This is a genomic window from Myxococcus sp. CA039A (genome assembly GCF_013336645.1).
GTDB lineage: Bacteria > Myxococcota > Myxococcia > Myxococcales > Myxococcaceae > Myxococcus > Myxococcus llanfairpwllgwyngyllgogerychwyrndrobwllllantysiliogogogochensis.
Genome location: NZ_JABUMQ010000037.1, coordinates 15,698 through 26,975, shown reverse-complemented (window position 1 = coordinate 26,975; position 11,278 = coordinate 15,698). Strand labels below are relative to the sequence as shown.

Sequence of the window (11,278 nt, the reverse complement as noted above, 5' to 3'; positions counted from 1 at the left end):
AATGGCGACGTGGAATGACCTCATCCAGGCGACGCCCCGACAGGTTGGGGGCAAGTTCCAGGATGATGGTTCGGTGGCGCTGCTGGAGGCGCTGCTGGGGACGGAGGGGGAGCAGTTGGTCCTCTTGGGCCATCTGCATCGGGAACCGCATCTGCTGAGGGAGGGGGCTTTTCACCAAGGCCGGCTCCACCTGGAGACAGCGACGCGGCCCGAGTGCACCCGCGAGGCGCAGCTCGAGCTGCTCAAGTCCGCGAGTCACTGCTTCACGGAGGCGCTGGGCGCCGAGCGGGACACCGCGCGCGTCTCGTTGATCTCCCTGCACCTGGGGGTCTGCCGGCTGCTGCTGGGCAGTCCGAAGGACGCCAGGGAGTGGGCGGCGATGGCGAACCAGGCGGCGGTGGAGACGCTGAAGGACATCCTCACGGAGGCGACGGGTGAGCAGGGCTTCACGCGCAACCGCTACCTCGGGGGCGTGCTGAACTTCGTCATCTTCTTCACCAGCTCGGCGACGTTGGGCGCGGGCTACCTCGTCTGGGACCGGGTGATGAGCAAGCGGGCCGACAAGGTGCTGCGCCGGGCGCTGGCGCGCATGGAGCCGCTGGCTGGCTACATCGACTCGATTCGGGAGATGCGGCTGCGGCTGGGTGAGGCGGCCTCCAACGTGCCGCGCTACGTGGTGACGCACGCCGTGGACGACAGCCAATGCCTGTCACGCATCACCATCCGCGCCCTGGTGGGTGAAGGCGAGTCCGTGGACTTCAACGGACGAGAGACACGCCGGGTGTCGCGCACGGGGTCTGAGCGGATCACGACGGTCATCCGCTGAGCGTCGGGCGTCGCATGCATCGGTTGTGATGTGAACCGGTGCGACAGAACGAAGCATGGAACGTTGGAGAGGTACGGGACGTACCAATCCTACCCGCTCGAGGAATCTCCATGCCCGCTCACCGTGCTCCCCTCCTTTCCGCTCTCTTGCTCGTCGCGATCTCCGGCTGTGTCCCTGGCCTCGCGACCTCCAACCCGACCTACTTCACCGGAGGGAAATGGAGCGCGCTGGACAAACCCTACGCGCTCACACCGCTGCTCGCGTGTGCCGAGTCGGCGGACAACAACGACAAGGTCATCCAAAACATCGAGGACTACGTCGCACCGGCGCTCTGGAGCGCCTACGGCCAGGACGTCTCCACCGCGAAGGTGAAGCGCTTGAAGGGGGACAGCGAGTGGTGCGAGGCCCTCCCAAACATCGCCACCGACAAGTTCACTGTCCCGCCGAGGATGAAGCAGGACCTTGCCCGGTACGTGAAGGAAGCGGGCGCCAAGGGCATCATCATCCCGGTCGCGACCCTCTATCGCTCCCCCATCCAACGGGAGCTCCGGACCGAGGACGGGACGCCGTTCGCAAGCGTGGATACGGATCGCTTCACCGCCGACGGCACCGCGCTCTTCTATGTGCACTACATCAACGAGAGCGGAGAGCTGCTCCACACCGAGCGCGCGGGCAGCGGCGGCGACGGAGACTTCAATGATCGGCTCAAGTACATGCGTGACAGCGCGGCGGCGGTCGCCAAGAGGCTGACGCAGGGAGCGCCGCCGGTCGACTTCCAGTAGCGCCCGGCCCGGTCAACGCCACGGCATCGTCCATGAGCCGTGCCGAGACCATCACAGACAAGCGCTCAAGGCAGACCACTCCGGCCGCACCGTGCGAATTGTTCGACGCGCTGCTGGAGTTCGCCATCTCGCGCGGCATCTCGGCCAGGACGAATAGCCAGACACTCCCGCGCGGGGACTCGTTCGTCAGCGAGAGTTCCTTGGATTGAAACGACGGGCCGAGCATGGCGTTCCTCATCCACGAGGACACCGCACCCGGCCCCACGGCGAATCCCCCCTCACGCGCTCGACTACGGCGCGGGAGTGGACACCACGCACAGGTGATACGAACCCGAGCGAACGCCACCCTTGAGGTCTCGCGCCGTCATCGTGACGCTGCAGTTGTTGCAAGCGCCCGTGGGGACCGCCGACGGCGTGAAGTTCGACGACTGGCCCGTGGGCGAAGAGAAGGTCCCCGCACAGGACGACGTCCACTGATACAGCACCGTCCCCAGGTCCGGATCATGAACATTGGCGCTCACCGCCGTGCTCTGGCCCAGCACCACCCTGCCCTCGCTCGCGGTCACCAAGAGGATGAGCGGCGGCGTGTTGAAGCTCACCTGGATGGTGACACTGCCGCCCACCTCCAGCTCCTCCGTGACCTCCACTGTCACTCGCGCCCGGCTGATGCCGTTGCGCTGATCTCTCACCGTCAGCGTCAGCGTGACGGTCTGCGCGGATGAGGGCGCCGTCCACGTGGGGTTCGCGATGGTCGCGCTGCTCAGCGTTCCCGCGGAAGCGCTCCAGGAATACGACACCAGGTCGTTCGGTGCCGGGTCATGCGCCGTCGCGCCCAGGGTGAGCTGCCCACCGGCCTCCACCGTCGTGCCTGACACCGTCACCGAGTCGATGATGGGCGCATCGTTGTCCGTGTAGTGCCCCAACGTCATGTCATGGAGCGTGACGGCCACGAGCGCCGTCTCGCCTTCGACGATGGTGACCTCCGTCGCCTGTCCCTGGTACTGGAGCGAGTTGTTCGAGGCGTAGGCGGAGACCACGACGACCCGATTCGTCCCAGCGGGGATGCCATCGATGGTGCCGCCCCAGGTGCTGCCCGTCTTCACCAGGTCCTGCTGGATGTCGGAGATGCCCAGACCGGAGATGACCACCTGGATGCGAGTGACGCTGGACTCGCTCGCCGCGAACTCCTGCGTCCCGATGACCATCTGTACCGCCCCCGCGCCCGCGGGTAACTCCTCACCACAGCCAGCGACGAGCGCCAGCAACAACCCGGCGACGGGAAGACGCTTCAAAAGGTGCATGACTGTTCCCCTCTCGCGCGAAAGCGAAGATTCGCTGATGTGGCGCGAGGACTTCGGGGCCCATCAAATACAAGACAATCCATACATCCAACTGGGGCAGGTCCGACACCTTCGCGCGGGGTTTGCGCCCTTCGGGTGACTCAGAACGCTGCATTCCCCAAGGCACCGAGCGGGTCATTCCAGAGGCCCCGGAGTGCCCGAGCCATCACCTCCCGGTGTTTCACGCGTCCGGCAAACCACGGGAATCCTGTCCGTGGACATACACACAGGGAGTGCGCCGGCACCCACCCTCGTGCTAGAGACATCGGCCGAACCGTCCACCTGGGAGTCTCTCTCCATGACCTCGGCTGTCCGAAACGTCCTCGCCCTCGCCCTGTTCTTCGCCTCCACGTCCGCCGTCGCCATCGAGCAGTGGGCCGACGGCCGCGCGGTGCTCCACTCCTGTGTCTACGCCAGCTCCTATGAGGCGGAGATCCGGATGTCGTACCGGAACTACACGCTGCCCTGGGGCACGTCCGTGTATCTCATCCACGGCTGGGGCGGGCTCGACAACGGCGTCGCCATCGAGTGGGACAACACGCAGACGGTCGCCGCCCCCGCGTCCGCCCCGTGGACGTGGACCGTGACGGTCCGGAACACCATCTCCAACCGCACCACCCCCAAGTGGTACGAGCACTTCGACTACGTCTGGAAGGTCGTCCTCCCGAACGGCACCGAGTTCTACGAGAAGGGCAACGGCTCCACCTACGGCTATTACTCCGCCAACCTCCTGGACATCACCAACCGCCCCTGCACGTCGAACGGCACGTTCATCGGCACTCCGTTCGCGCTGACCATCACTTCCATCGAGAAGTGGTAGTCCGTCTGGCTTCGCCGCGACACCTCCGGGCACGGCTGCTGTTGTGGGCCGCCGTGCTCGGCTGTACCTCGAAGCCCCCGCCGTATGCGCTGGATTGCGCGCTACCCACCGGGGACGTCGAGTCCCACTGCACCCGCCTCGTCGAGCATCAGCAAGTCAATCGGCTCGAACTCACGGGCGCGCGCGAGCTGGTGGTCACCGCCCTGTCCGCGACGCGCACCACCACGCGCCTGGTGGTGGATGCGACGCTCCAAGGCGGCTTTCGCAACCCCGCGGACCAGAACCTCTATCTGTTCCTGGGCGAGCCCACCGACGGCGCCCCGACGACGTATTCGCTGACGGCGGACCCGCAGTACGCCGCGGACCTGGGCTACCCGGTGCGCATCGCGCTGGAGCTGCCCCATCGACTGGACGTGCGCGTGGGCCTGATGGCGCCGCGCACGCAGGGCTACACGCCCCAGGTCTACGTGCGCGACACGGTCCGCGCGGACGCGGTGGGCCCCGACGCGGAGGTGCTCGTGCAGGTGGATGGCGCCCGGATCCACGTGGAGGTGCCCCTGGAGCGCTACTACGCCCTCAAGGGTGTTCCCGTTCCCGGCACGCTCTCCGTCACCCTCGCCACCGCCCGCGACTACGTGGGCTTCGTGGACCACCTCACCGTCCCCTCCGTGGGCCCGGGCGACATGAGACTCGCCGCGACTCGCACCACGGAGCCCGTGCTCTACCCTTCGCTCAACGCGCGCGCCCACCGTTTCAAAGCTGTGACATTGCGCCGGGACGAGGCCGTCACCAGCGTCGAGCTGGAGATGGCCGCCCCCATCACCGACTGGGCCCAGACAAACCTCCAGTTCTTCTTCATCCCCCTGCCACCCACCGCACCACGCCAGGTCATCCAGGACGCCGCGCACGCGGTGGACCTGCCCTATGCCTGGTCCTGGTATTGCGCCGTGTATTCCCCCCGCCGCGTCTTTTGCCGAGCCTCCGGGGGGCTCGACTTCTCCTACGACACCGCCTACGCCGAGCGCACCGAGCTGCCCACGCTCACCGGCGTCCGCTTCCGCGAGACGGCCCCGGGCCGCTACATCCTGGAGTCCCCCAACACCTCCGTGGGCGCGGGTCCCGAGGGCTTCGCGGTAATGCTGGCGGCGGGGCGAGATGGCTTCGCCCCCACCGCGTTCTACGGCAAGCCTCCACCCGCCAGATGACAGACAATCTCACGAGCTGAGTCCAAGCCACGTCCCCGGTATCCATGAAGCAAACACTCACCTCGCGCCCTGTCCTGTTCGTCGCGCTCGCCCTGGCGGCGCTTTACGGGGCGGTGCTCATCGTGACCCGGCTGGATGTCTTCAGCATCGACGTCGCCGGACATCTCGCCAGTGGAATGGCGGTGCGCCGAGGGTACTTCCACCAGTTCAACGACAGCGCCTTCCTGGGCTACGTCCAGAACCTCTTCTACCCGCCGCTCGAGGACCTGCTGTTGGGGGCGCTGCTCTGGCTTCCGCTGGAGCCCATCACCACCTTCAAGCTGTTCCTGTCACTGCTGGTGGCGGGCTACTTCGCGGGCGTGGGCGCCCTGGCGCTCCGCTTCGAGCGGCCAGCGGTCCGCTCGCTCTTCGTCCTCGCCTCGGTGCTGCTCTTCTACACGCACAAGGCGGAGGGCTTCGCGCAGGGACTCTGCTTCCTGGACCTGTTCCGGGTGGGCATCACCAGTCAGTTCCTCGGCGCGGTGTTCTTCTTCGCGGTGACCGCCGAGCTGTACGGAACGCCGCGCCCACTCCGAATGGCGTTGCTCCTGGCCGGAGTGGTCCTGTCACACCTCATCATGGGCCTGGCCGCGGGAGTGCTCGTGATCCTGTCGCTGCCTCGGATTGTCCGGGTGCCTCGGCTCATGGGGGCGCTGGTGCTCGGCGCGGGACTGAGCGCGTTCTTCTGGCTGCCCTTCCTCGCCTACCGGGGGTTGATGGTCAGCAACCGCGTCATGGTCGAACAGACGGGCTGGAGCGTCGCGCTCGCGTGCCTGCCCGTGGCGCTGTTCGGCTGGACGCGCGGCATGCGCCTGCTCGCGGCCGGCACCGTGACGCTGCTCCTGCCCTCCCTCTTCGCGCGTGTCTTCGAGGACGCCGCGTGGCTGCCCTCGCTCCACTACTACCGCTTCGACATCTGCGGCCTCGTGCTGGTCCCCGCCGTCGCGGCGGCGGTGCTGGACGCCCTGCCCGCGACGACGTCCCCGTGGAGAACCCGACTGGTGCGCAGCGCCGCGCTCGCGGCCCTGGGGCTCGTGACCTGGCTCTTTCCGCTGCGCTCGGGCCTCACGCTGCCGGACAGGATCGCGCAAGGAACTCGCTTCGAGCAGGAGGCCGCGCCCATTCCGGATGAGCGCTTCGGACGCCACTTCGTTCTGGAGTACCGACGGGCCTTCGACTTCGCGGTGGAGAGCTACCTGGGGGCGATGGACGAGGAGTTCAAAGGTCCCAAGGGCCTCTTCTGGGAGAGCAACACCGCCAACCACCTGGTCAGCTCGTACATGGCCACGCTCGTGGGGCGGCCCGTCATCCTCGACCACTTCTACTTCGGCAGCTTCACGTGCCCCTTCCAGCAGTGCGTGCTGGACCACTTCCTCGCGGACTTCAACGTCACCCGCTTCTCGGTGGACGCCCGGGTGCTGGCCGCGCGTCCCGTGGAACCGGGCACGCCGCTGGAGGCCATCACCGCCCGCGCCGCCTGCTACACGCGGACGCTCGAGCTGGGTGGGACCTCGCGCTTCCGGCTCGTGCCCGAGCCCTCGTTCTCGGTGAATGGCGCGCCCTTCCGCACCCTGCGAGTCGAACCTCGTGAAGACATCCCGGGCGGCCCCGCCCTCAACTCCGCCGTGGAAGTGTTTGCTCCGTCCGAGCTGATGCCCTTTGAGCGAGAGGAGCGGTTCTTCTACAACGCTTATTTCCATCCCATCGGCCCCGCCTGCGAGGCGCGCATCCACCTGCGACAGACGCTCGTGGGCGACGCGGAATGGCAGCCGTTGCACGACGCGCTCGCCCACGCGGGGCCCTCTGTGAACCTGCCGCCCGCGCCCGTCTCGTTGCACAAGGAAGGGCGAGGAACCTATCGCCTGGAGCTTCCCGAGGGAGGCCCGCGACTCTTCAAGGTGAAGCTGGCGTGGTTTCCCGGCATGCGGCTGGTGAATGAGCAGGGCATCGAGCAGCCCCTCTTTCGCGCATACCCGCATCTGCTCGGCCTGGGACAAGGAACGCTTCGACTGGAGTACCAGCGGCCGCCCATCCTCTGGGCGGGCTATGTCATCAGCGCGCTGTCCTGGACGCTGCTCATGACCCTGGCGCTCATGGCGCGGAGACAGTCCAGACACCCGTCCGCCTGACGCCCCGCGACGGCGCACAAAGACTCGCAACGCTTTCGCTGGATTTAACGACTTTGCACTGATGATATTGTTGAAGCGCGGTCCTTCACCCGAATCACGTTCCAGGAGACGCGCATGGCGACGAACTTCATGGCAGCGACGATGCTCGGAGCTGGGTTGTTCTTGATGGCCTGTGGTGGACCCGCCGACATCGAGGACCCCGGTGCGGACTCGCTGACCACGCAGGGCGCGGCCCTGTCGGCCTCGCTCGCCTGCTCCCAGGACTTCAGCGGCGTCACCTGCACGGCGACCGTCACGGACGGCATTCCGCCGTTCACCTACTCCTGGACCCAGCAGCACTTCCTGTATGCGACGAACAGGACCTACACGTCCGGGCCCACTGCGGGCGGCGCCACCCGGAGCTTCTCGTGTCCCGGGCCAGATGGAACCGGAACGTTCCTCTACGACTTGAGGGCCAGGGTGACGGTGACGGACTCCACGGGAGCTTCGGTGGGCACCGGCTACGGCCCTTACTTCTCCTGCTCCTGAGCCGTTCCGTCACACCCCGCCCCACACCTGGAGTCCAGGCTCTTTCAGGTTTTGCAGGGACTGAGCGTCAGACCCCACCGCCATAGTTCCAGGAGGAGGGAGATGGTGACGGCTCAAGCGTTGTTGGTGTTCGTTCCGGTGGTGCTCGCGCTCGTAGCGGCGGTGGCCATCCGGCGCCCGCGGCGGCGGACGCGGCGACTCAAGGTTCGCGAAGGGTACCCGCCGTACCCTTCGCCCACGGTGACTGGGTGAGCCGGGGCTCGGACTGACGCCCCGGCTCGGCCCGGACGAGCCCCTCCCCCGAGGTCGCTCGTCCCTTTCCGTCAATTCAGAAGTCCTTGATGCGGTCGACCAGGTCCTCGTGTTCGACGAACTGGTTGACGTTGCCCTGGATGTCCGAGACGCGCTGGTTGCGCGCGTGCTCCGCGGTGTCCACGACGTCCAGGTCATTCCACTCGCGCAGCACGGCCTCTTCCGCATCCGGGATGGGCTTGCTGTAGGTGGAGGAGAAATAGAACATCGCGCGCGCGACGTTGCCCTTGTGCGAGTCGGGCGGCTCGAACACCGTGCGCCCCTGAGCGTCGGTTCCAAACTTCGCGCCGTTCTCACTCCACTTCACGTTGACCACCTCGCCGAAGGGCCAGTTGCCCCGCTTCGCGTTGGTCTTGCTGTCAGTGGGGAACAGGTGGTGCAGGTCGCTCTTCGCGACGCCCGTGGCGCCCTTCGACTGGGGCCAGGTGTGCTCCACGTTCATGTCGGAGTTCTTGGGCAGCTTGCCGCCCTCGATTTCCCGGCCGGTGTACACGCACGCCACCTTGCCGTTCACCACATCGAGCTCGCCGAAGATGATCTTGCGCGCCTCGGTGTAGCTCTTCACGTGCTTGCCGGAGGACGACTCCTTGATGGCGCGAAGCAGCGCGGCGTCCCGGAGCCCCTCGAAGGGATCACTCCCCTCTGACGGCGCCGGCGGGGTGGGCGCCTCCGTCCTGGCCGGGCCCTTCTTCGCGGCGGGCGCCTGCTCGAACGTATCCTTGAGGCCCAGGGCGGCGACGTTCCGCGCCTGGGGCGACGACACGTCTTGAGAGGGACGGGTCCCCACGCCAGCAGTGGATGAATTGACGAGCAGACGAGTCAGCGGGCGGGGGGAACCGACAACGGTCATGCCGGGGTTATCGACCGACCCATCCGGCAGTTGCGTTCCGTGACGACAAAAAATACGACTGTGACGGCAAGTCCCTGAGGAGGGGTGGCGGAGCTACACTCCGAGTCTCGCCCTCCCATTTCCGGGTGTCCCTTGGCCGAGCGTCCCACCATCCTCGTCGTCGATGATGATCCGCACCTGCGGGACATCGTCCGCTTCGCGTTGGAGCAAGGAGGCTTCCGGGTGGAGGAGGCCGCGGATGGACGGGCGGCGGTGGCGCAGGTCCAGCGTGCGCCCCCCGCGCTCATCGTCCTGGACATCATGATGCCGGAGATGGACGGGCTGGCGGTGTGCCGCGAGGTCCGCCGCGCGCACGAGTTGCCCATCGTCTTCCTCTCCTCGCGCGACGACGAGGTAGACCGCATCCTCGGCCTGGAGCTGGGCGGCGACGACTACCTCACCAAGCCCTTCAGTCCGCGCGAGCTGGTGGCGCGCGTGAAGGCGGTGCTGCGCCGCGCCCGGCCCGCTCCTGAAGCCGCCGCCACCTCGACGGCGCCCCAGCCGCTCTCGCGGGGGCCCTTGAAGCTGGACGAGGAGCGCTTTCGCGCCTGGTGGGGCGAGCAGGAGGTGGTGCTCACCGTGACGGAGTTCCACCTGCTCGCGGCGCTGCTGCGCGTGCCCGGCAAGGTGTTCACCCGCGACGAGGTGATGACCCGCGTCTATGACGACGGCGTGGTGAGTGACCGCACCATCGACAGCCACGTGCGTCGGGTGCGCCAGAAGTTCGCCGGAGTCGGCGGAGAAGTCATCGAGACGGTGCATGGCCTTGGCTATCGGCTCGCCATCCCCTAGGCCCCGAGCCAGGCCCCGGCTGTGGATGGTCTTCGCCTCGGTGGGGCTGGCGGGCTTCGTGCTCACGCTGGGCGGACTGTCCTTCGTGCGCGTCTACGACAACCAGCTCATCCGACAGACGGAGACGGAGCTGCTCACGCAGGGCGCCGTGGTCGCCGAGGTCTACCGGTCCATGCTGGCCGAGCAGGTGGGGACGCTCGACTACGGAAAGCCTCGCACCGCGAAGTGGCCCTTCCCCATTCCGAGCGACGACCAACTGCGGCCCGTCCTCCCTTCCCTCCGGGCCTCGGACGAGCCCTTGCCGCCGGACGACCGTCCACCCCTCTCGCGCGTGCCAGGAGAACCCCTGGCCCAGGACGTGGGTCAGCGACTGCGGCCTCTGTTGGAGAACGTGAGGGCGGCCACGCTCGCGGGCATCCGCGTCGTCGACGTCAGGGGCGTGGTGGTGTCCAGCAGCAGCGCCGAGTTGATTGGCGCGACGCTGGGTGACCGGCTCGAAGTGCAGGAGGCGCTTCACGGCGTCCCCACCAGCGTGCTGCGTCGCCGCCACGCAGAGCCCGAGGACACCCCCCTCGCCTCCCTCAGTCGAGACACCGGCATCCGCGTCTTCGTGGCCCTGCCCGTCCTCCACGGTGAGCGCGTCTGGGGCGCGGTGGTGCTGGCGCGCACGCCCATGACGTTCGCCAAGGCCACGTATGCGGACCGATGGAACCTGACGGCCACGGGGCTGGTGCTGCTGGGCGCGGTGGCGCTGATGTCGCTCGCCGCCGCCGCGCTGCTGGGCCGTCCCGTGCGTGCGCTGGTGAGGCAGACGCGCGCCATCGCCGCCAGCGCGCCCGAGGGCTTCGAGCCCGTGGCCCGCCCCGTCGTCGCGGAGCTGGCCGAGCTGTCCGAATCCCTGGCCGGCATGGCCACCGCCCTGCGCGACAGGAACCAGTACATCCGCTCCTTCGCCGCCAACGTGTCGCACGAGTTCAAGACGCCGCTGGCCTCCATCCAGGGCGCGGTGGAGCTGCTGCGCGACAGCGCCGAGGTGATGACGCCAGAGCAGCGCGCGCGCTTCCTCTCCAACATCGACGCCGATGCGAAGCGCCTCACCCGGCTCGTGCAACGGCTGATGGAGCTGGCCCGCGCGGACTCGATGACGGCCCGCCCCGCGCAGGTGGAGCTGGCGCCCTTGCTGACGGCGCTCTCCACCCGGGCAGGCGCGGAGGGACTCGCGCGCGTCGACGTGGGGCCCGTGCCGGAGGGGCTCACCGTGAGCCTGCCCGCAGAGGTGATGGATGACGTGCTCTGGCAGCTCGTCACCAACGCGAGGCAGCACGGGGGCGAGGACGTCCAGGTGTCTCTGTCCGTGGAGACGAACACCGAGGGGTCCGTTCGAGTCGTCGTGCGAGACACCGGCCGAGGCATCTCCGAGGCGAACCGGGCGCTCATCTTCGACGCCTTCTTCACCACGGCGCGTGAGCGCGGCGGCACGGGTCTGGGCCTCACCATCTCCCAGTCGATGCTGCGAGCGTTCGGCGCGGGACTGGAGCTGCTCCCGGCCCGCCCCGCGGAGTCGGGCGCGGCCTTCGCCGTGGCGGCGCCCCTGGTTCGTCGCTAGGTTGGGCAGG

General features: G+C 67.8%; 11 protein-coding genes. 9 read left to right on the top strand and 2 right to left on the bottom strand.

What is annotated here, in order from left to right; all coding sequences use genetic code 11:
• Position 1: 1 nt before the first annotated feature.
• Entirely contained in the window at positions 2-826 is an 825-nt protein-coding gene (locus tag HR086_RS08805; protein WP_174465353.1) for a hypothetical protein, read from the top strand.
• A gap of 110 nt (positions 827-936) precedes the next feature.
• Positions 937-1,608, top strand: coding sequence for a 2-hydroxyacyl-CoA dehydratase family protein (locus tag HR086_RS08800; RefSeq protein ID WP_141643748.1), 672 nt, complete (start codon positions 937-939; stop codon positions 1,606-1,608).
• 290 nt (positions 1,609-1,898) lie between these two features.
• Here the strand turns inward: HR086_RS08800 and HR086_RS08795 are convergent, their stop codons facing one another.
• Positions 1,899-2,909 (bottom strand): Ig-like domain-containing protein, encoded by a 1,011-nt coding sequence (locus tag HR086_RS08795; RefSeq protein WP_174465352.1) that lies wholly within the window; start codon positions 2,907-2,909, stop codon positions 1,899-1,901.
• A gap of 337 nt (positions 2,910-3,246) precedes the next feature.
• Here HR086_RS08795 and HR086_RS08790 point away from each other — a divergent pair, with 337 nt between their 5' ends.
• From HR086_RS08790 to HR086_RS08770, 5 genes are all read left to right on the top strand, one after another.
• Positions 3,247-3,768, top strand: a complete 522-nt coding sequence (locus HR086_RS08790) for a hypothetical protein (protein WP_141643750.1) — start codon at positions 3,247-3,249, stop codon at positions 3,766-3,768.
• Positions 3,762-4,973: a hypothetical protein gene (locus tag HR086_RS08785; protein ID WP_174465351.1), complete on the top strand. Its 1,212-nt coding sequence runs from the start codon at positions 3,762-3,764 to the stop codon at positions 4,971-4,973. Before HR086_RS08790 ends, HR086_RS08785 begins: the two co-directional genes overlap by 7 nt.
• A 44-nt stretch (positions 4,974-5,017) precedes the next feature.
• Positions 5,018-7,141 (top strand): hypothetical protein, encoded by a 2,124-nt coding sequence (locus tag HR086_RS08780; protein WP_174465350.1) that lies wholly within the window; start codon positions 5,018-5,020, stop codon positions 7,139-7,141.
• Between the two features lie 114 nt (positions 7,142-7,255).
• Complete coding sequence (locus HR086_RS08775) at positions 7,256-7,669, top strand: hypothetical protein (RefSeq protein WP_174462410.1); 414 nt, start codon at positions 7,256-7,258, stop codon at positions 7,667-7,669.
• A gap of 102 nt (positions 7,670-7,771) precedes the next feature.
• Positions 7,772-7,921 carry a hypothetical protein gene (locus HR086_RS08770; protein WP_174462411.1) on the top strand — a complete coding sequence of 50 codons (150 nt, stop codon included), beginning with the start codon at positions 7,772-7,774 and terminating at the stop codon, positions 7,919-7,921.
• A 76-nt stretch (positions 7,922-7,997) separates the two neighbouring features.
• Here HR086_RS08770 and HR086_RS08765 read toward each other — a convergent pair whose 3' ends face one another.
• Complete coding sequence (locus tag HR086_RS08765; protein ID WP_373564280.1) at positions 7,998-8,744, bottom strand: endonuclease I family protein; 747 nt, start codon at positions 8,742-8,744, stop codon at positions 7,998-8,000.
• A 219-nt stretch (positions 8,745-8,963) separates the two neighbouring features.
• Here HR086_RS08765 and HR086_RS08760 point away from each other — a divergent pair, with 219 nt between their 5' ends.
• Positions 8,964-9,662, top strand: coding sequence for a response regulator transcription factor (locus tag HR086_RS08760; RefSeq protein ID WP_174465348.1), 699 nt, complete (start codon positions 8,964-8,966; stop codon positions 9,660-9,662).
• Complete coding sequence (locus HR086_RS08755) at positions 9,631-11,268, top strand: histidine kinase dimerization/phospho-acceptor domain-containing protein (RefSeq protein WP_174465347.1); 1,638 nt, start codon at positions 9,631-9,633, stop codon at positions 11,266-11,268. Before HR086_RS08760 ends, HR086_RS08755 begins: the two co-directional genes overlap by 32 nt.
• Positions 11,269-11,278: the final 10 nt, after the last annotated feature.